The 18970-nt window shown below is 63.8% G+C and carries 18 protein-coding genes; 15 read left to right on the top strand and 3 right to left on the bottom strand.

Going from position 1 to position 18970, the window contains the following annotated elements; translation table 11 throughout:
- The first annotated feature begins 3 nt into the window (after positions 1-3).
- Positions 4-465 carry a hypothetical protein gene (locus tag AC1DY9_RS20960; protein WP_457281700.1) on the top strand — a complete coding sequence of 154 codons (462 nt, stop codon included), beginning with the start codon at positions 4-6 and terminating at the stop codon, positions 463-465.
- A gap of 160 nt (positions 466-625) precedes the next feature.
- Here AC1DY9_RS20960 and AC1DY9_RS20955 read toward each other — a convergent pair whose 3' ends face one another.
- A complete protein-coding gene (locus tag AC1DY9_RS20955; protein ID WP_477667553.1) occupies positions 626-1018 on the bottom strand; it encodes a hypothetical protein in 393 nt (130 codons plus the stop codon).
- A gap of 232 nt (positions 1019-1250) precedes the next feature.
- Between AC1DY9_RS20955 and AC1DY9_RS20950 the strand changes: the two genes are divergently transcribed.
- From AC1DY9_RS20950 to AC1DY9_RS20915, 8 genes are all read left to right on the top strand, one after another.
- On the top strand, positions 1251-2036 hold the full coding sequence (locus tag AC1DY9_RS20950) for a phosphate/phosphite/phosphonate ABC transporter substrate-binding protein (protein ID WP_477667552.1): 786 nt from the start codon (positions 1251-1253) through the stop codon (positions 2034-2036).
- Between the two features lie 320 nt (positions 2037-2356).
- Positions 2357-3130 (top strand): crotonase/enoyl-CoA hydratase family protein, encoded by a 774-nt coding sequence (locus AC1DY9_RS20945; RefSeq protein ID WP_457281697.1) that lies wholly within the window; start codon positions 2357-2359, stop codon positions 3128-3130.
- A 75-nt stretch (positions 3131-3205) separates the two neighbouring features.
- Positions 3206-5062 carry a feruloyl-CoA synthase gene (locus AC1DY9_RS20940; protein WP_457281696.1) on the top strand — a complete coding sequence of 619 codons (1857 nt, stop codon included), beginning with the start codon at positions 3206-3208 and terminating at the stop codon, positions 5060-5062.
- 19 nt (positions 5063-5081) lie between these two features.
- Entirely contained in the window at positions 5082-6341 is a 1260-nt protein-coding gene (locus tag AC1DY9_RS20935) for a thiolase family protein (RefSeq protein WP_457281695.1), read from the top strand.
- Positions 6342-6418: 77 nt separating this feature from the next.
- The gene (locus AC1DY9_RS20930) at positions 6419-7204 is read left to right on the top strand and encodes an SDR family NAD(P)-dependent oxidoreductase (RefSeq protein ID WP_457281694.1); all 786 of its coding nucleotides are present in this window, start codon (positions 6419-6421) and stop codon (positions 7202-7204) included.
- A 5-nt stretch (positions 7205-7209) separates the two neighbouring features.
- Positions 7210-7629 carry an acyl-CoA thioesterase gene (locus AC1DY9_RS20925; RefSeq protein WP_457281693.1) on the top strand — a complete coding sequence of 140 codons (420 nt, stop codon included), beginning with the start codon at positions 7210-7212 and terminating at the stop codon, positions 7627-7629.
- Between the two features lie 93 nt (positions 7630-7722).
- Positions 7723-8715: a Bug family tripartite tricarboxylate transporter substrate binding protein gene (locus tag AC1DY9_RS20920; RefSeq protein WP_477667551.1), complete on the top strand. Its 993-nt coding sequence runs from the start codon at positions 7723-7725 to the stop codon at positions 8713-8715.
- A gap of 142 nt (positions 8716-8857) precedes the next feature.
- On the top strand, positions 8858-9316 hold the full coding sequence (locus AC1DY9_RS20915) for a MarR family winged helix-turn-helix transcriptional regulator (RefSeq protein ID WP_457281691.1): 459 nt from the start codon (positions 8858-8860) through the stop codon (positions 9314-9316).
- A gap of 60 nt (positions 9317-9376) precedes the next feature.
- On the opposite strand, the gene AC1DY9_RS20910 is transcribed toward AC1DY9_RS20915, so the two are convergent.
- Positions 9377-11110: a GMC family oxidoreductase gene (locus AC1DY9_RS20910; RefSeq protein WP_457281690.1), complete on the bottom strand. Its 1734-nt coding sequence runs from the start codon at positions 11108-11110 to the stop codon at positions 9377-9379.
- 361 nt (positions 11111-11471) lie between these two features.
- Between AC1DY9_RS20910 and AC1DY9_RS20905 the strand changes: the two genes are divergently transcribed.
- The 6 genes from AC1DY9_RS20905 (at position 11472) to creD (ending at position 17557) form a co-directional block, all read left to right on the top strand.
- Complete coding sequence (locus AC1DY9_RS20905) at positions 11472-12602, top strand: MlaE family ABC transporter permease (RefSeq protein WP_457281689.1); 1131 nt, start codon at positions 11472-11474, stop codon at positions 12600-12602.
- 163 nt (positions 12603-12765) lie between these two features.
- Positions 12766-13554: an ABC transporter ATP-binding protein gene (locus tag AC1DY9_RS20900; protein WP_457281688.1), complete on the top strand. Its 789-nt coding sequence runs from the start codon at positions 12766-12768 to the stop codon at positions 13552-13554.
- Positions 13555-13566: 12 nt separating this feature from the next.
- Entirely contained in the window at positions 13567-14499 is a 933-nt protein-coding gene (locus tag AC1DY9_RS20895; protein WP_457281687.1) for an MlaD family protein, read from the top strand.
- Positions 14496-15209, top strand: coding sequence for an ABC-type transport auxiliary lipoprotein family protein (locus AC1DY9_RS20890; protein WP_457281686.1), 714 nt, complete (start codon positions 14496-14498; stop codon positions 15207-15209). The genes AC1DY9_RS20895 and AC1DY9_RS20890 overlap by 4 nt, the downstream gene beginning before the upstream one ends.
- Positions 15210-15222: 13 nt before the next feature.
- Complete coding sequence (locus AC1DY9_RS20885) at positions 15223-15783, top strand: Crp/Fnr family transcriptional regulator (RefSeq protein WP_457281685.1); 561 nt, start codon at positions 15223-15225, stop codon at positions 15781-15783.
- Between the two features lie 397 nt (positions 15784-16180).
- Positions 16181-17557 (top strand): cell envelope integrity protein CreD, encoded by a 1377-nt coding sequence (creD, locus tag AC1DY9_RS20880; protein WP_477667550.1) that lies wholly within the window; start codon positions 16181-16183, stop codon positions 17555-17557.
- Between the two features lie 14 nt (positions 17558-17571).
- Here creD and creC read toward each other — a convergent pair whose 3' ends face one another.
- A complete protein-coding gene (creC, locus tag AC1DY9_RS20875; RefSeq protein ID WP_457281683.1) occupies positions 17572-18969 on the bottom strand; it encodes a two-component system sensor histidine kinase CreC in 1398 nt (465 codons plus the stop codon).
- Between the last annotated feature and the right edge of the window lies 1 nt (position 18970).

The following is an 18970-nucleotide window of genomic DNA, read 5'->3' as shown; positions in this document are numbered from 1 at the left end:
ACCATGCCCTCCAGTGAAAAAATTGCCGTTGCGGCCCACCTGCATGTGCTGTTGCGCCGCAAAACCGGCCGCGTGACCGACACCGAGTGGATGGCCGGTAACCAGGAATACGCCGCCGAAATAGCGCGTTTTGCGCGGGAAAAAGCCGCCGAGGATGGCCACGTGGACCTGGCGGTGTGGGCCGACCGGCTGGAAGAAATCATGGCCACCCCCGAGCCCAAGGCACGCGTGCCGCTGGTGCAGTTGGTGTCCGAGGTGGTGAAGGAGCGCAGCCAGCCGGTGCTTGCCCCGGCGCCAGTGCCCGACCGCCAGAGCGCCCGGTCCATCGATACCGAGGAAGAGGTCTATCCTGAATCAGGTTTTATCGAGTCGACATTCGGTGCCATCTTCGGCGAGGGCGAGTCGCCGCGGGAGCGCCGCCAGCGCGACCCGAACGCGCCGCGCTATGTGAAGGGCCTGCGATAACTTGTAGACCCCTGTCTCGGCTCACTGCGTGTAGCCGGAACCCCCCTTCAGGGTGGCAACACCTGCAGCCCGGCAAAGCCGGTTCTGCGGTGTTCTTGCCCCGAACGCGCCGCGCTTCGTGAAGAGCTTGCGATAGGCCGGCGCAGGGCCGGCGGCCGGTTTATTTCGCCGGTTGTGGTTGCGCTTCCCGCGCACGGTTCAGGCTGTGCGCCAGCATGTTGCGGGTGCGAATGCGGATGTTGGCGCTGGCATCTTCAGCAAACGCGGCCACATACGGGTGGCCTGCGTTGTCCGCCAGGATGCTGCGCCGCACCTGATCCAGGCCGGCATCGCAGGCCGCCAGTGCGGCATCGGCGAGCACAAACACGGATTGCTCCGGGTTGTCTTTCAGCGGCTGCAAGGCGCTTTGGGCGCAACGCTGGTAGTCGTTGATGGCCGCGGCCACCGGAGCGCGGGCAATCGACAGCGGGTCCTGGCTGGCGCGCGGCGCCGGGCTACAGGCAGACAGCACGCCCAGCAGGAGGGCGATCGAAAGGGTGGTCAGGTGTTTCATGATGTCAATGCGACACCGGCTGTTTCCGGCGTGGTCCGCATTGTGTCATCGGTGTGCGAACGCAGGATGCTCCCCCGGGGCATAAAGACTGCCGGAAAACGGACCGGGGGTAAATTGCGCTAGCCAGCGCAGGACGCACGCAGTAGCATGCGTGAGCTTTATATATAAGGAGGGACTTATGCGGTGGAATTGCATGTCAGGGGCCTTGGTGTTGGGGTTCGGCGCGTTTTGTATGGGCACTGCCAATGCCCAGGCGCAGGCGCAGGCCCAGCAACTAATACTGGGCATCAGCGAAGGAAGCTCGGGCGGGCTGGACCACGCCCAGGTGATTGCCAAATACCAGGGGCTGGCCGAGGTGATCGGCAAGGCCATGAAGGCCAAGGTCAGCGTGGTGTTTGCGCGCGAGTTCAAGCAGCTGGAAGAAGGCATGCAGACCGGCCGCTTCGACCTGGTGATGGCGCGCCCGAGCGACTACCCGGCGCGCGGCATGCGCGACTACGGCTACAGCTATATCGCCAGCACCAAGCCCGACGGGCAGTGCTTCATCATTGCGCCCAAGGGCTCGGCCCTCAAGACCATCGACGACGTCAAGGGCAAGCGGATTGCCTTGCCCGAGCAGATTGCCTATATGTCCCGCTTCTGTGCCGCAGAGCTCAGGGACAAAGGCATCCTGGTGGACAAGGAAAACGTGCAGTTCGTGCGCGAACAGGCGGCTGTCGGCTTTTACCTCGACAACAAATTCGCCGATGTGGGTGGTGTCGCCTCTTACTCAGGCATTGCCAAGAAATGGGAAAAAGAGGGCGGCCGTATTTTGCACAAGAGCGTGGCGCAGCCCTACTTCCCGCTGGTAGCCCATAAACGCGTCAAGCCCGAACAGCTCAAGGCGATCCAGGAGGAATTGCTGGCGCTGCCCGCCAGCGATGCCGGCAAGGACGTGCTCAAGCGTATCGGCATCGAGCAGTTCGACATCACGTCGGAAGCCCGCATGCGCGAGCTGCTGAAGTGGCTCAATATTTGAACCAGGCCTTTGCCGGCTGTTGCCGGCCCCAGGCTGTGCCGCAGCGTAACTGACTGACCACAAGCGCACCAGCGTCAGCAGTGGCACACCCCCGGTGTGCCGAATCGCCGTCTGCCGGGCGACCCATTTTTCTCCATCTCCTGCGGGGAAGGTCATCCTTCACCCAGTGTTTCCTCCTGCGGATTGCCTTGCGGGCCGGTGGGTCCGCCGCGCAAACATGCCTTGGCACGCCCTAGGGTTTTCACTAGAAAAAAAAGGCTTAATCACGTTGTAATAGTTATTATTCATAACCATAATTGGCTTCCGGAAACACACTTCACATGACCCCAAAATACCTTCATCTCGAAATGCACGGCAATGTCGCCGTGGTCCGCCTGGCGCGTCCTGCCAAACGCAACGCCCTGGGTGATGCCCTGATCCTGGCACTGCGGAACCTGTTCGAAAGCCTTCCTCCCGAAACAAAAGCCGCCGTGCTTTGCGGCGAGGGTGACCACTTCTGCGCGGGCCTTGACCTGAGCGAACTCAAGGAGCGTGACGCCAGCCAGGGCCTGCACCATTCGCGCATGTGGCACGCAGCGCTGGAGCGGGTGCAGTACGGCCCGGTGCCCGTGATCGCGGCCCTGCACGGTGCCGTGGTCGGTGGTGGCCTGGAGCTGGCAAGTGCCTGCCATATCCGGGTTGCCGACGAAAGCGCCTTCTACGCGCTGCCCGAAGGCTCGCGCGGCATCTTTGTCGGTGGTGGCGGTGCGGTGCGCATCCCGCGGCTGATCGGCGCCGCACGGATGACCGACATGATGCTGACCGGCCGTGTCTACAACGCGGTGGACGGTGAGCGCATAGGCATCGCGCAATACCTGGTTCCCGAGGGCCAGGCTTTCACCAAAGCCCTTGAACTGGCCACTCGCGTGGCAGAAAACGCACCGCTGACCAACTACGCCCTCATGCATGCGTTGCCGCGCATTGCCGAGCAACCGGCAGACCAGGGGTTCTTCACCGAGGCCCTGATGGCCGCAGTGGCGCAAAGCGCACCCGAAGCCAAGAGCCGCGTGAAAGACTTCCTGGACGGCAAGGCCCGCAAGGTCCAGAAGGGCTGACCAGGCCGGGCGGGCAGGCAAGAGAGACATCCAGAAAAGAGACAGCAGACAGAAGACAGAACAGAAGAGACAACCATGAGCGCCCCGAAATTTCGTCCCATGGCCTTTGGCGTGACCCGTGTGGTCCTGCGCGACGGCGTACCCGGCGTGCGCTATCTGCGCGCAGACCAGGACCTGCAAGCCTTCCCGACCCGTATCACCGACCGCCTGCAGCATTGGGCGCTGACGGTCCCAGGCCGCAGCTTCATGGCGCGGCGCGAAAAACTGGAAGGCGGTAAAACCGGCGACTGGCGGCACATAACTTATGCCGAAGCTTGGGTCTCGGCCCGCAACATCGCGCAGGGGCTGATTGACCGGGGCCTGAGTGCCGAACGCCCGGTGGTCATCCTGTCGGAAAACGATCTGGAGCATGCGCTGCTGGCGCTGGGTTGCATGCTGGCCGGCGTGCCTTTTGTGCCGACGTCTCCGCCCTACAGTCTGGTCAGCCAGGACTACGACAAGCTGCGCCACGTGCTCAAGACTGTGACGCCGGGCCTGGTGTTTGCCGCCGACGGCGCGCGCTACGCCAGGGCCATCAACGCAGCCATCGGCGACGACGTCGAGGTGGTGTTGGCCACCGGGCAGGTCGAAGGGCGCGCCACCACGGCGTTTGCCGAACTGGCTGCAACGCCGGCCACGGATGCCGTAGGCCGCGCCATGCAGGCCACGGGGCCGGACACGATCGTGAAATTCCTGTTCACCAGCGGCTCCACCAAGATGCCCAAGGCGGTGATCAATACCCAGCGCATGTGGTGTGCCAACCAGCAGCAAATGGCGCAATCCATGCCGGTGCTGCAGGACGAGCCACCGGTGCTGGTCGACTGGCTCCCCTGGAACCACACCTTCGGCGGCAACCACAACTTCGGCATGGTGGTGTTCCATGGCGGAACGCTCTACATCGACGACGGCAAGCCGACCCCGGCGCTGATGCACGAAACCCTGCGCAACCTGCGCGAGATTGCCCCCACGGTGTACTTCAACGTGCCCACCGGCTTTGAGGCCATCGCCAGCGCCATGAAAACGGACGCAGAGCTGCGGCGCAACCTGCTGTCGCGCGTGAAGATGTTTTTTTATGCCGGCGCTGCGCTGGCCCAACCCGTGTGGGACAGCCTGTACGAGTCCGAAGAAAAAGAAGTGGGCGAGCGCATTGTCATGGCGACCGGCCTGGGCATGACCGAGTCCGCGCCGTTTGCCATCTTCGTGACCAACCCCAACGTGAAAGCCGGCGACCTCGGCGTACCCGCGCCCGGCATCGAGCTCAAGCTGGTGGACACCGACGGCAAAACCGAGGTGCGCTACAAGGGCCCCAACATCACGCCCGGCTACTGGCGCGCACCGCAGGAGACGGCAGCAGCCTTTGACGAAGAAGGCTTCTTTTGTACCGGCGACGCCGTCAAATGGATTGATGAGGGCAACATTCACCTCGGGCTCAAGTTCGACGGGCGCATCGCCGAGGACTTCAAACTGGCCACGGGCACCTTTGTCAGCGTGGGCCCGCTGCGTGCAAAGATCGTCGCTGCGGGAGCGCCTTACGTGCAGGACGTGGTACTCACGGGCATCAACCTCAAGGAAGTGGGCGCGCTGGTGTTTCCGACACCCGCCGTGCGCGCACTGGCCGGACTACCGCCCGATGCGCCGCTGCGCCAGGCCGTCGAAAGCCCGCAGGTAGTGGCGCACTTTCAGGAGATGATGAACAAGCTCGCAGAGGGCGCGACCGGCAGCGCCAGCTGCATCCGGCGCCTGCACCTGATGCATGAGCCGCCCTCATTCGACAAGGGTGAAGTCACCGACAAAGGCTCCATCAACCAGCGCGCCGTGCTGACGCACCGTGAAGCTTTGGTGGTGGCCCTGCACGATGACACGGCGCACCCCATTGTCAAACCCGCACCATAAAACCCGACGCACAAACACCATGCAACCCAAAGGATTTTTCTCCGCTTTCCAAGACGTCTGGATGCTCGACGGCATCCGCACGCCCATGGTCGACTACTGCGGCGCCATTGGCCATATATCGCCCACCGACCTCGGCATCAAGGCGGCACGCGCCGTGCTCCAGCGCTCGGGTGTCAGTGGCGGCGATGTCGATTCGGTGCTTGCCGGCAACATGGCTCCCGGTGATTTTGAGCAGTTCATGCTGCCACGTCATATCGGCCTTTACGCCGGCGTTCCCGTGGAGGTGCCGGCCATCATGGTGCAGCGCATCTGCGGTACCGGCTTTGAATTGTTCCGCCAGGCCGGCGAGCAGATCCAGAGCGGTGCCGCCAGCGTGGCGCTGGTCGTCGGCGCCGAGAGCATGACGCGCAACCCGATCGCCGCCTTCGAACACCGCACCGGTTTCAAGCTGGGCGCGCCCGTCGGCTTCAAGGACTTCATGTGGGAGGCCCTGAAGGACTCCGCCGCCGGCATCGACATGATCCAGACCGCGGAAAACCTCGCGAAGAAATACGGCATCACGCGGGAAGCCGTCGATGAATTTGCCTCCAGCTCGTTTGCCAAAGCCGTGGCGGCCCGCGAGGCAGGTTTTCACGCCGGTGAAATTGTGCCGGTGGTCACGGAAGAATTTGAACTCGCCGGCTACGCCAAGCGCGGCATACGCCTGCAGGGCAAAGTCACGGAAGTCGCACAGGACACCCACGCACGCTTGTCTCCTGTCGAGGTGCTGGCCAAACTCCGGGTGGTTCACGCCGGCGGGGTGCAGACCGGCGGCAACAGTGCAGCGCTGGTGGATGCGGCAGCTGCTGCCGTGGTGGCTTCGGGCGAGTACGTGAAGGCGCATGGAAAAAAACCGCTGGCACGTGTCGTGGCTGCCGCGGTGGTGGGGGTGCCACCCGAAATCATGGGCATAGGCCCCGCGCCGGCGATTCGCCTGCTGCTGGAGCGCTGCGGCCTGAAGCTGGACCAGATCGGCCGCTTCGAGATCAACGAAGCCCAGGGCGCGCAAACGCTGGCAGTGGCGCGTGAACTGAACCTCGATCTGCGCAAGCTCAATGTCAATGGCGGCGCCATCGCGATGGGTCACCCGCTGGCGGTCACCGGTGTCCGCCTGACGGTCACCGTCGCGCGTGAAATGCAGCGCGCGGGCCTGCGTTACGGCATTGCATCCGCATGCGTGGGCGGCGGGCAGGGCATTGCCCTGTTGCTTGAAAACCCCGAAGGGGCCGAAATTTCTTGAGCAAATAGTCGCTGCAGCGCACAACGGACGAGCGCAAGCAGCTATAAAAACAATAGCAACCGATCTGGAGAGAAGGCATGAAGATTGAAGGACTTGCGGCACTGGTGACGGGAGGCGGCTCCGGGCTGGGCGAAGCCACTGCCCGTGAGCTGGCACGCCTGGGCGCCAAGGTTGCCGTGCTGGACGTGAATCTCGCCGGTGCGGAAAAAGTCGCGGCCGACATTTGCGCTATGCACGGAAGCGGTGCCGCAGTGGCGTGCCAGTGCGACATCACCGACAGCGCCAGCCTGGCGGCCGCGCTGGAAAAAGCCGCAGCTGCGCATGGCCCGGCCCGCATCCTGATGAACGTTGCCGGCATCGGCTCGGCCAAACGCGTGGTGGCCAAAGACGGCAGCCCTGCGCCGCTCGAAGAGTTTGCCAAAGTCGTCACCATCAACCTGGTGGGCACCTACAACGCCAGCCGCCTGTTTGCGGCCGCCTGTGCCAAACTGCCCGCGCTGGAAGACGGCCAGCGCGGCGTCATGATGTTCACGGCCTCGGTGGCAGCCTTTGACGGCCAGGTGGGCCAGCAGGCTTACAGCGCCTCCAAGGGCGGCCTGGTCGGCATGACACTGCCGATGGCGCGCGACCTGGCGCAGCACGGTATCCGCGTCTGCACAGTGGCGCCGGGCCTGTTCGCGACGCCGCTGATGCAGCAATTGCCCGAAGCGGTGCAGGCTTCGCTGGCCGCCAGTATTCCTTTTCCGCAGCGCCTGGGCAAGCCCGAGGAGTTTGCCCAGCTGGCCGCGCACATCGTGGCCAACGACCATCTCAACGGCGAAGTCATCCGGCTGGATGGCGCATTGCGCATGGCGCCAAGGTGAACAGCATGAGCAAGACCGTTGTTTACGAAGTTTCCGTTGCGTTTGGCGACTGCGATCCAGCGGGGATCGTGTTTTTCCCCAATTTCTCGCGGTGGATGGACGCCTCGTCGCTGAACTTTTTTGTCAAGTGCGGCGTGCCAACATGGCGTGAGCTTGTGAAGACCACCGGCATCATCGGCACGCCGCTGCTCGAGATCAATACCCGGTTCAGCCAGCCTGCCGTCTATGGTGAGACGCTGCAGATTCACACCAGCATTGAGGAATGGCGCGACAAGGTCTTCATCCAGAAGCATGTGATCAAACGCGGTGACGACCTGATCTGCGAAGGCCGTGAAACCCGGGCCTTCTGCATCCGCCGTCCGGAGAATCCTGAGCGCATCAAGGCCATTGCCGTGCCGCAAGACATTCGGGCCCTGTGCAGCTGACGCTTCGCGTTCCGCTTTTGTTTCCGTCTTTCAGTTTTTGATTTCGGTTTTGTTTTTCGACCCGTTGGACATCATTAAAAAAGGAGACATTTCATGCAAACACGCCGTCATTTTGTGCAGGCCGCCGCAACGCTCACCGCAGCCGCCGGCTTCGCCCCGTTCTCTGCCCATGCGAGTCCGCTGGAGCAGGTCAAGATCATTTACGGATTCCCCGCCGGCAGTGCGGGCGACATCTGCGCGCGCCGCGTCGGCGACAAGATGGGCGGCACCGCCTATTCCAAAAACAACGCCATCGTGGACACCAAGGCCGGCGCCGGTGGCCGCATCGCGCTGGAGACGCTGAAGATGGCACCCACGGACGGCTCCGTCATTGCCATGACGCCGTTTTCCTGCATGTCGCTGTATCCGCACATCTACAAAAAACTGGCCTATGACCCGTTCGCCGATTTTGTATCCGTGGGCACCGCGTCCATGATTCACCATGGGCTGGCTGTGGGGCCGCTGGTGCCCGCTTCCGTGAAGACCGTTCAGGACTTCCTGCTATGGGCCAGGGCCAATCCGAAGGATGCGAGTTATGGCTCGCCCGCTGCGGGATCAACACCCCACTTTCTGGGCGCCTTGCTGGGCCTGAACAACCAGGTGGAACTCAAACATGTGCCTTACCGCGGTTCCGTGCCCGGCGTGACCGATGTGGTGGGCGGCCAGCTGGCCGCCATGTTCACGCCGCACGGCGACTTCATCCCCAATCACAAGGCCGGCAAGCTGCGCATCCTGGCAACGTCCGGAAAGCAGCGCTCGCCCTTTGTGCCGGAAGTACCGACCTTCGCCGAGCAGGGCTTTGCCGACCTGACCGTGGAGGAGTGGTTCGGCTTTTGTGCCCCCGCCAAAACGCCGGCCAGTGTGGTCGCCGCCGCCAACGCCGCCATCAACGCCGCCATCAAGGACAAATCCGTCATCGACTCGCTGACGGTGGTGGGCCTGATTCCCTACGGCGGCACGGCAGAGGACATGGCGACCAGCCAGAAGCGCGAACTCGACCGCTGGGGGCCGCTGATCAAGAAAATCGGCTTTACCGCCGAGTCCTGATCAGAACGCGGTGCCGACGACTGATGCCGGGCGCCCTGAGGCCCCGTCATGGATCGGCACCGCTTGGCATAATCGGGGCTGGACTGGCCGCATGCCGTGCGGCGGTCCGTATTGCCCGATGACGAAAGCTTCCTGACCACCTATGCCAGCGTCCCTCAAACCAGCGCCCGCTGTCGAAGAAGTCGATACCTCCTACCTTGAAACCCTGATTGGCTACAACGCCACGCGTGCGTCGCTCAAGGTCATTGAACTGTTCATGAAACGCATGGCGGTGTATGACCTGCGTCACGTGGACTTTTCCATCCTGTCGCTGATCACGCACAACCCGGGCATCACCTCGCGCCAGCTGTGCAGTGCGCTGAGCATCTTGCCGCCCAACCTGGTCGGGAAAATCGGCACGCTGGAAAAGCGAGAGCTCGTTCACCGCAAGCCGCACCCGCAGGACGGCCGCGCTGTGGGCCTGTACCTCACCGAGGCAGGCGAGGCGCTGATGCGGGAGGCCGAGCGCACCGCCACCAGCCTCGAATCAGATGCCACCGAACGGCTGAGCGCGGCGGAAAAAAAGACGCTGGTGCGTCTTCTGCAAAAAATCTATCTTTGATCTGTTTCGAAGGGGCGGTGCTGCCTGAGGCTTGCGGGCAGCTTCGACACGGCGCTGCCTTCAAATGCCGGCCTGAATCCACCCGGCGGCCTTTTCCGCAATCATGAGCGTGGGCGAATTGGTGTTGCCGCTGGTGATCAGTGGCATCACGCCGGCGTCCACCACGCGCAGGCCGCGAATGCCGCGGACCCGAAGGTGCGAATCCACCACCGCCATGGGGTCGTCTTCCTTGCCCATTTTGGTCGTGCCCACCGGGTGGAAGATGGTGGTGGCAATGTCGCCCGCCAGCCGTGTGAGTTCTTCGTCCGTCTGGAACTGCACGCCGGGCTTGAATTCCTCGGGCTTGTATTTGGCCAGCGCGCCCTGGCTGACGATCTTTCGGGTCACGCGCAGGGAGTCGGCTGCTACCTGCCGGTCTTCGGCCGTGCTCAGATAGTTGGGCGAAATCGCCGGTGCATCCTCAAAGCGGTTGCTCTTGATGTGCACGGTGCCGCGGCTGGTCGGGTTGAGGTTGCATACGCTGGCGGTGAAAGCGTTGAAGCTGTGCAGCGGCTCGCCGAAAGCGTCCAGCGACAGCGGCTGCACGTGGTATTCGATGTTGGGGTAGGGCTGGTCGGGTGATGAGCGCGTGAAGGCGCCCAGCTGCGACGGTGCCATGCTCATCGGGCCGGTCTGCCGCAATGCGTACTCCAGGCCGATGCGGGCCTTGCCCCACAGCGTGTTGGCCATGGTGTTGAGCGACAGCCCCCAGCGCTGGTCACCGTGCACCTTGTAGACCGAACGGATCTGCAAATGGTCCTGCAGGTTGGCGCCCACGCCGGGCAGGTCTTGCAGCACAGGGATGCCGTGCTGTTGCAGCAGGGTGGCCGGGCCAATGCCTGAAAGCTGCAGGATTTGCGGCGAGCCGATGCTGCCTGCACACAGAATGACTTCGCCCATGTGCCCCGAGTCGCGTGTCGAGTGCGCCGTCACCCGCTCGTCGCCGGCCCACACTTCCACGCCGGTGCAGCGCTGGCTGCCGTCGGCCTGCGGCTCAATCACCAGCTTGCACACCTGGGCGTTGTTCCACAATTCGAAATTGGGCCGGGCATAGCAGGCCGGCCGCAAAAAGGCCTTGGCGGTATTCCAGCGCCAGCCTTTTTTCTGGTTGACCTCGAAGTAACCCACGCCTTCGTTGTCGCCGCGGTTGAAGTCGGAAGTTGCCGGGATGCCGGCTTGCTGCGCAGCTTCGGCGAACGCATCGAGGATGTCCCAGCGCAGGCGCTGTTTCTCGACACGCCATTCGCCGCCTGAATTGTGGTGGCGCAGCAGCTTCTGGTAGGGCTGGCTCTTGTCCTGCATCAGCTCGGGTGCCACGCCGCGCGCGCCGTGCATCGCGTCAGCGCCCTTGTGGTGGTCTTCGTGCAGTTTGAAATGCGGCAGCGCGTTGTCCCATCGCCAGGCCATGTCGCCCGTCAGCTGGGCCCACTGGTCGTAGTCGCGTGCCTGGCCGCGCATGTAGATCATGCCGTTGATGCTGGAGCAGCCGCCCAGCGTCTTGCCGCGTGGATAGCGCAGCGCCCGTCCGTTGAGGCCGGCGTCCGGCTCGGTGTTGTAGAGCCAGTCGGTGCGCGGGTTGCCGATGCAGTGCAGGTAGCCTACCGGGATGTGGATCCAGTGGTAGTCGTCCTTGCGGCCGGCCTCAATGAGCAGCACGCGTTTGGATGCGTCGGCGCTCAGGCGGTTGGCCATCAGGCAACCTGCCGTGCCTGCGCCGACGATGATGTAGTCAAAAACCTGGCTGTCGTCTTGCATGGATGTTTTGTCTCTTGGCTTTCAGCCGTGTGTTTTGATGGGACGGGTGGCCGTGTTGTTTTGGCCGTGCTCCTGCGCCGCAGGTTCACATCCTGCCATTCCAGCCTAACGCGAGGCTGACCGCGCGGCAGTGGCTCGATTGTGGCAAAAATGGCGCTATCCCTGCGGCGGGGATTACCCGCTGGCCTTTCCTTCCGGCACAGGGTCCCGGCGGGTTGTAGGACCAAGGCGATAGCGCGTTTTTGGGCTGTGTATTTGTGTTTCCTGCAGTTACCATGACTGTTTTGCAAATCGGGCGCCGCCCGTCATTGCAGACTGCCGGCAAGCGCCGGGCACCACCGGACGCCTTTACCGAATGCACATGGAAGAATCCACGCCCCGCATCGAACAGCAGGACACGCCGCAAGGCCGGCTGTTTGTCGTTCGCGGTGCCTGGACGGCGGCCGGCCTCACGGCCCAGGAGGTCTGGCAAGGTTTGACTGCGCAACTGCAAGCCCTGCAGGGCGGCGCAGTCCAATCCGCCGGCTGGAATCTGGAGCCGCTCGAAAAACTCGACCACCTGGGTGCGCAGGTGCTGTGGAACCATTGGGGGCGCGACTGGCCTGCGCAACTGCAAGTGCATGCGAGCCAGCGCGCGGTGCTGGAAACCGTCGCCAAGTTCAGTGCGGATCCGCCCAAACCCCGCAAGTCTGACTGGACCGGGCCCTTCATCCTGCTCGGCACAAGGGTGCTGCGCCTGGTCGACCACCTCAAAGGCCTGGTGCGCCTGATCGGCCAGCTGCTGCTCGACATCATCCGGCTTTTCAGGCACCCGCAGGAAGGCCCGTGGCGCGACCTGTCGGGCCACCTGTTTCATATTGGCGCCACCGCCTTGCCCATCACGGCGCTGGTGGGATTTTTGATTGGGGTGGTGCTGGCCTACCTGATTTCGCAGCAGCTGCGCCAGTTCGGCGCCGACGCCTTCATCGTGAACATCCTGGGCATCTCGCTGATCCGCGAACTCGGGCCGGTGCTGGCCGCCATCCTGATCGCCGGGCGCAGCGGTTCGGCCATCACTGCGCAGATCGGTGTCATGCGGGTCACCGAAGAGCTCGACGCCATGCGCGTCATGGGCATCGCGCGGGGCTTTCGCCTGGTCATGCCGCGCGCGCTGGCGCTCGCCGTGGTGATGCCGCTCATCAGCGTCTGGACCACCATCGCGGCGTTACTGGGTGGCATGCTGGCCGCCGACATTTCCATGGACGTCACGCCGTCCTATTTCATCAACTCGCTGCCGGCCGCGGTCGACGTGGCCAACCTCACGCTGGCCACGGCCAAATCCGTCGTGTTCGGGGTATTGATCGCGCTGGTCGGCTGTCACTACGGCCTGCGTGTCAAACCCAACACCGAAAGCCTGGGGCAGGGCACGACCGCTTCAGTGGTCACGTCCATCACGGTAGTTATTCTGGTGGATGCATTGTTTGCCGTTCTGTTTAAAAGCGTTGGAATATGACCCCCACGCTTGTCACTTCGTGTACTGCGCTGCCCCCCGAGGGGGCCGCTGCTCCTGCGGCCCGGCAAAGCCGGTTCCGCGGCCCCTGCTGGAAAGAGAGTGTGCCTGCGCGGTCGCTTGTTGCGTCGTTCTTCCGGAAGAGGAAAGAAGCGGGAAATCAGCCATGACCGAAGCCATCGTCGACATCAAAAAACTCTGGACCGTATTCCAGAACGGCGACAAGAAGGCCGTGGTGCACAAGGACCTGGACCTGACGGTGGAGCGGGGCGAGGTGTTGTCGCTGGTGGGCGGCTCGGGTACCGGTAAAACGGTGCTGCTGCGCCAGATACTGGGGCTGGAAAAACCCACCCAGGGCGAGATCACCGTGCTCGGCCGGCCGGCAGCCGAACTGGGCAAACGGGGCGCGGCCAGCCGCGTCGGCATGCTGTTCCAGCAGGGTGCGCTGTTTTCGGCCTTCACCGTGCTCGAGAACATCGCCTTCCCGTTGCGTGAGCTCAAGACCTTGCCGCGCGCACTGGTCTATGAGGCGGCCATGGTCAAGCTGCAAATGGTGGGCCTGAGTCCCGACGCAGCCGACAAGATGCCGAGCGACCTCTCGGGCGGCATGGTCAAGCGTGTGGCATTGGCGCGCGCCCTCATCATGGACCCGCCGCTGCTGCTGCTTGACGAGCCCACGGCGGGCCTGGACCCGGAAAGCTCCGACAGTTTCGTCTCGCTGCTGCGCTCGCTGCACCGCGACATGGAGCTCACGGTGGTGATGGTGACGCACGACCTGGACACGCTCTTTGAGCTCAGCACGCGCATCGCCGTGCTGGCCGAACAAAAAGTCATCGTTAACGATGTGCCCAAGGAAGTGGTGGCGTTTCCGCACCCCTTCATTCACGAATTTTTCCTTGGCGAAAGGGGTCAGCGCGCGATGGAATTGCTGCGCGAATACCCCTTTACTGTTTAGAAAGGCTTCGATATGGAAAACAAAGCCCATGCCATGGCCGCCGGCGCATTTGTACTGGTGGTGACCGCCCTGCTGGCCCTGCTGGCGATCTGGCTGACGCGCGACAACACCCAGCGCGACCTTTACGACATGAGCACCAGCGAAACTGTTTCGGGCCTGCAGCCGCAGGCCACGGTGCGGTTTCGCGGCGTGCCGGTCGGCAAGGTCGAGGTCATCGGATTTGACACCAAGGTCAAGGGCAATGTGCTGATCCGTGTCTCGATCGACCGCACCGCGCCGGTCACCAAATCCACTTTTGCCACAGTGGCATCGCAAGGTGTCACGGGGCTGGGTTTCATCCAGCTCGACGATGACGGAAAGTCCGCCGAGCGGCTGGTGGTGAACGACGACGACCCGCCGCGCATTCCGCTCAAACCAGGTGGGCTGGACAAGCTGCTCAAGCAAAGCGAGGTGATCTTCAACCAGGTCGAAGAAGCCAGCACGCGTTTGAACAAACTGCTGTCCGACGAGAACCAGGCGGCAGTGACTTCCGCCATCACGCAACTCGGCGAAGCGGCCAGCGGCATCAACCGTGTGGCCAAAGGCCTTGAGCCTACGGTGGCGAGCCTGCCGGGCCTGTCGCGCGATGCCACGGCTACGCTGAAATCCGTCAGGACGGCTGCCGACGACGTCAGCGCTACCGCCACGCGCCTGAGTGAAAAGGGCGGGCCGCTCGACAAACTGTCCGAGGGCGGCGCCGCGCTGGCCTCGGGGGTGGAGACCTTCAGCGCCGGCACCTTGCCCAAGCTGGGCGAAGTGGCTGACGAAACCGCCCGCGCGATGCGCCAGTTGCGCCGCACCGTCAGCGCGGTGGATGACAACCCGCAGTCACTGATTTTCGGCAACGGTCCACCGGTGCCCGGTCCGGGCGAGCCCGGTTTTTCTGCCAACGGAGAGAAAAAATGACATTCGATTTTCTCGCAATCTGCCCATCCGCTATGAATTTAATAGCTGCTCGCGCTTATCTGGAAAGGGCTGTCGGCATTTTTTCATTGATATTCATGGCGCTGGCGGTCGGCGGCTGCTCGGGCCTGCCCGACAAGCCCACGCGCGCCACCATGTATGACTTCGGCCCCGGCCTCCTGGCTGTTCAGCCCAGCACGCGGCAGGCGCCGTTGCCGCCGCTGGCGCTTGACGACATCTCCACCTCTGGCGGCGCGCTCGACAATATGGCGGTGCTGTACCGCCTGGCGTATACCGACGCGCAGCAGCTGCGGCCGTACTCGCAGGCGCGCTGGAGCATGCCGCCTGCGCAGCTGGTGCGCCAGCGCCTGCGCGAACAGCTTGGCCAGCGCCGCGCCGTGTTCAGCGCCGGTTCCAGTGTGGCCCTCAACCGCAGCCAGAACGCGGTATTGCCGCTGCTGCTGCGCCTGGACCTGGAAGAATTCAGCCACTTCTTCAGCGCGCCCAACACGAGCGTCGGCCTGATCCGCCTGCGCGCCACGCTGGTCGAGGTGACGCCCGCGGGCGAAAAGCTGGTCGGCCAGCGCAATGTCATCGTGCAGCGTCCTGCGCCCAGCAACGACGCTCCCGGCGGCGTCCGTGCCCTCACGGCAGCCACCGACGCCGCCATCGAGGAACTGGACCAATGGCTGCAGCAAACCCCCGCGCGCTGAAACGCCTTGTGCCATGAAAACGCTGGAAGAACAACTGGATGCCGCCGGGCTGCATGTGTTCGGCTGCTGCGAGCAGCTGAGCGCTTACGGCCCCGACCTGCTGCAGAATTCGCAACTGCTACAGGACTTCACGCCTGCTGAAGCCGACATCCTGGGAGCGTCCATGTTGCTGGTTCGCGCCGACCCGGGGCAGGTGATGATCCGCGAAGGCGAAGCCGGCGACTGGATGATGCTGATCCTCAAGGGTACGGTCGATGTCACCAAACGACTGGAATCAGCCGCCGAAGCGGCGCAGGCCGAATCCGGCGCGGAACCGATCGTCTCGCGCGTGGCCGTGGTGCGCAGCGGCGCGGCAATAGGCGACATGTCCATGCTCGACAGCGAGCCGCGCTATGCCACCTGCACCGCCATCGAACCCGTCGAGGCCGGCGTCTGGGGGCGCCATGAAATTGCCTTGCTGATTCGCGACCACCCCGGCGTGGGCGCCAAGCTGCTGGTCAAGATCACGCAGATGATGGCGCAGCGCCTGCGCAACACCAGCAACCAGCTAGTAAAGTTGCTTCGCAAGAAGTAGACCCCCCGTCCAGGCTCACTGCGTGTAGCCTGTTCCCCCCCGAGGGGCGGCGCCTGGGGCCGGCGAAGCCGGAAAATCGGCACACCCCTATCGAGCTCACTCCGTGTAACCCTTTTCCCCTTGCAGGGGACGGCGCCTGCGGCCCGGCAAAGCCGGTTCCGCGGCTGCCCGCTGGTAAATACCCCGTTGGTTACGCCACTGAATTCTTCGAGCCAGCATGAGCCCCGGAACCGGCTTTGCCGGGCCGTAGGGCGGGCGGCCCCCTCGGGGGGCAGCGCATTACACGAAGTGAAAAGCGTGGGGGCTTCACATTGACTTCACACACGCGGCCCGCAGCTCATCCTGCCCTCACACAGGATTTGCACACTTCCCTTCGTTGTTCAAACGAAAGGAAGTCATGAAACAAAAATTCTTCGCGCTGGCCCTGGTGGTGGTTTTGCTGGTCCTCGCGCTGTTCCAGATCAGCGGCGTGGTGCACGACCGCCAGACCTACCGGCAGATTGCCATCCAGAGCGTGGCGCAGAGCCTGGCCGGCCCGCAGACGCTGACCGGCCCGCTGATCCACCGGGCCTGCACCGAGGAGTGGGACGTCAAGTATGAGGACAAGAAAGTGCAAACCGAGCGGCGCGAGTTCACCCTGGTGGCCGCGCCGGCTTCGTTGATCGTCAAGGGCGGCAGCAAACTCGAGGCGCGCGCCCGCGGCCTGCATGCGACGCAGGCCTTTAATCTCAAGGCCGACATCGTGGCCGAATGGACCGACACCGCAGCGCTGAAGCCCTTGGCCGAACATGCCGGCTCACGCATGAACTGCGGCCAGCCGCTCTTGATGATGGCGGTGTCCGATTCGCGCGGCATACGCCATGCCAGCGTCAAGATCGGCGAGCAGGTGCTGGCGCTCAAGCCCGGCACCTTCTACGGCAGCTACCCGCGCGGCGTGCATGCGCCGCTGTCCATGGCCATGATGGGCATGGCGCCGCTGCAGGCGCAGCTGGCACTGGAACTGGTCGGCACCGAAAGCATTTCAGTCGTGCCGCTGGGCGGCGACACCCGGGTACAGCTCACGTCCAACTGGCCGCACCCGAGTTTTGGCGGGCAGTTTCTCCCGGTGGACCGCAAAGTGACGGACCAGGGTTTTGAAGCCAGCTGGCGTGTCAGCTCGCTGGCCAGCACGGCGCAGCAGGAGGTGACGCAACAGGACCCCGGCAAGCGCAGGGGCGTCTGCCCGAACTATGCCGATGGATCGGCCAACGCCTCTTGCGTCGAAGCCTTCAGCGTGACCTTTGTCGACCCCTCCAACACCTATGCGCTCAGCGACCGGGCTACCAAATACGGTCTGCTGTTCATCGGCCTGACTTTTTTGGCCGTGGGGCTGTTTGAGTTCATGAAGTCACTGCGCGTGCACCCGATCCAGTACCTGCTGGTGGGTGCGGCCATGAGCATGTTTTTCCTGTTGCTTGTGAGCCTTTCGGAGCACATGCCCTTTGAAACTGCTTATGCGATTGCCGCTGCCGCCTGTGTGCTGCTGCTGACCTATTACGCCAGCCATATGCTGGGACGCTGGTCGCGCGGCCTGCCTTTTGGCCTGGGCATCGCCACGCTGTACGGCATGCTGTTTGTGCTGCTGCGGATGGAGCAAACAGCCTTGCTGCTGGGTGCAGTGGCCTTGTTCGCCGTGCTCGCGGCCATCATGATGCTGACGCGGCAGGTGGATTGGTACGCACGGTTCAAACAGGCTGAACCGGTCAAACCTGAACCGGCAAAGGTGGCCGCGTGATGCGCGCGCCGCGGTTAGAAATGCAGCTCGACCCGCAGCCCGGGCTGCGTGTTGCGCACCACCATGCGCCCGCCGTGCAGCAGCATGATCTGCCGCACGATGGCCAGCCCCAGGCCCGAGCCTTTGGTGTGTCCGTCGGGCCGCACGGTCGAGAAAAAGCGCTCGCCCAGGCGGGGCAGGGCGTAGTCCGCCACGCCGGGTCCGGTGTCTTGCACGACGATGAAGTCTGGCCCCGCTTCCAGGGTGATCGCAGAGCCCTCGGGTGCGAACGAGCGCGCGTTTTCCAGCAGGTTGCTCAGCGCCAGGCCCAGGAGGCCGGGCTCCGCATGCACGCCGGCATGTTCCGGACGGATTACGACTTTGATCGCATGCTGGGTCCGGCCGGCGCCGGTCTCCAGCTCAAAAGACTGGAGGAAGCCGGCCCACGCAAGGCGCTCGCGCTCTACCTGTGCATGGCGCTGCTCCAGCTTCGTCAGCTCGAGCATGCGGTCCACCAGCGCCTGCATGCGGCCGGACTGGGCCAGTACCTGCCCCGAAAACTCGCGGCGCGCGTGTTCGGGAAGCTCGTCCTGCAAGAGCTCGCCTGCGCTGCGGATCGCGGCGAGCGGGCTCTTGAGCTCATGGGTCAGGGCGCGCACGTAATCTTCTATGTACTCGTGGCCCTCCAGCTTCAGGCGCATGGCATCGACTGCCATGGCCAGATCGCCAAGCTCGCCCGGTATCTGCGGAACCGCGGGTTTCTCGCCCTGGCCGACGGCGTTGGCATAGCGGCGCAGCTTGCGAATGCTCCACACCACCCACAGCGTCACGGCCACACCGATGGCCAGCGACAACACCAGCAACAGCAGGCCGCTTAGGAAAATCTTCCGTTCAGCCCGGTCGATGAAGGCCTGGATGGTGGACATCGGTTTGGCGACGGTCAGTACGCCGATGATTTTGCCGTCCTGCTGCACCGGCGCGGCAACGTACATCACGGAGCTTCGATCGTCCTGCTGCACTTCACGGGTGGCGCGCGCACCGTACTCGCCGCGCAGCGTGCGGGCCACATCGCGCCAGCGCGAATAGTCCTGGCCGGTTGCCGCGTTCTCCGAGTCAAACACCACCTTGCCGGCGGCGTCGGTCACGTACACCCGGAAGTCCAGCGACTGCTTGGACAGGCCCCAGATCTGCGCGTCAATCGGCCGCTGCGCATAGTTGCGCACGTGGCCGGCGAAGCGTCCGTTGGCGATGGCGCCGGCCGAGAGGTCGTCGCTGGCCAGTTCGGCCAGGATGTTGGCTGTGTCCACCATCATGTCTTCCATAACCTCGCGCACGCTGGGCTTGACTTCGGCCATGAAGACGCGCAGCACAAAAAAAGCCGCAAGGCCCGTGACCAGAAAAAAACCGAACAGCAGCCGTATGCCCAGGCGCATG

The sequence above is a fragment of the Polaromonas sp. P1_F6 genome (genome assembly GCF_056405695.1).
The sequence above is the reverse complement of the archived record's forward strand: the minus strand, read 5'-3'. Positions and strand labels throughout refer to the sequence as shown.

Bases quoted from the DNA above. Each gene is read 5' to 3' on its own strand.
- AC1DY9_RS20900 (WP_457281688.1), top strand. From the start codon at position 12,766: ATGACCGAAGCCATCGTCGACATCAAAAAACTCTGGACCGTATTCCAG.
- AC1DY9_RS20960 (WP_457281700.1), top strand. From the start codon at position 4: ATGCCCTCCAGTGAAAAAATTGCCGTTGCGGCCCACCTGCATGTGCTG.
- AC1DY9_RS20955 (WP_477667553.1), bottom strand. From the start codon at position 1,018: ATGAAACACCTGACCACCCTTTCGATCGCCCTCCTGCTGGGCGTGCTG.
- AC1DY9_RS20890 (WP_457281686.1), top strand. From the start codon at position 14,496: ATGACATTCGATTTTCTCGCAATCTGCCCATCCGCTATGAATTTAATA.
- AC1DY9_RS20950 (WP_477667552.1), top strand. From the start codon at position 1,251: ATGGGCACTGCCAATGCCCAGGCGCAGGCGCAGGCCCAGCAACTAATA.
- AC1DY9_RS20895 (WP_457281687.1), top strand. From the start codon at position 13,567: ATGGAAAACAAAGCCCATGCCATGGCCGCCGGCGCATTTGTACTGGTG.
- AC1DY9_RS20920 (WP_477667551.1), top strand. From the start codon at position 7,723: ATGCAAACACGCCGTCATTTTGTGCAGGCCGCCGCAACGCTCACCGCA.
- creD (WP_477667550.1), top strand. From the start codon at position 16,181: ATGAAACAAAAATTCTTCGCGCTGGCCCTGGTGGTGGTTTTGCTGGTC.
- AC1DY9_RS20915 (WP_457281691.1), top strand. From the start codon at position 8,858: ATGCCAGCGTCCCTCAAACCAGCGCCCGCTGTCGAAGAAGTCGATACC.
- AC1DY9_RS20905 (WP_457281689.1), top strand. From the start codon at position 11,472: ATGGAAGAATCCACGCCCCGCATCGAACAGCAGGACACGCCGCAAGGC.
- AC1DY9_RS20940 (WP_457281696.1), top strand. From the start codon at position 3,206: ATGAGCGCCCCGAAATTTCGTCCCATGGCCTTTGGCGTGACCCGTGTG.
- AC1DY9_RS20910 (WP_457281690.1), bottom strand. From the start codon at position 11,110: ATGCAAGACGACAGCCAGGTTTTTGACTACATCATCGTCGGCGCAGGC.
- AC1DY9_RS20885 (WP_457281685.1), top strand. From the start codon at position 15,223: ATGAAAACGCTGGAAGAACAACTGGATGCCGCCGGGCTGCATGTGTTC.
- AC1DY9_RS20935 (WP_457281695.1), top strand. From the start codon at position 5,082: ATGCAACCCAAAGGATTTTTCTCCGCTTTCCAAGACGTCTGGATGCTC.
- creC (WP_457281683.1), bottom strand. From the start codon at position 18,969: ATGCGCCTGGGCATACGGCTGCTGTTCGGTTTTTTTCTGGTCACGGGC.
- AC1DY9_RS20930 (WP_457281694.1), top strand. From the start codon at position 6,419: ATGAAGATTGAAGGACTTGCGGCACTGGTGACGGGAGGCGGCTCCGGG.
- AC1DY9_RS20945 (WP_457281697.1), top strand. From the start codon at position 2,357: ATGACCCCAAAATACCTTCATCTCGAAATGCACGGCAATGTCGCCGTG.
- AC1DY9_RS20925 (WP_457281693.1), top strand. From the start codon at position 7,210: ATGAGCAAGACCGTTGTTTACGAAGTTTCCGTTGCGTTTGGCGACTGC.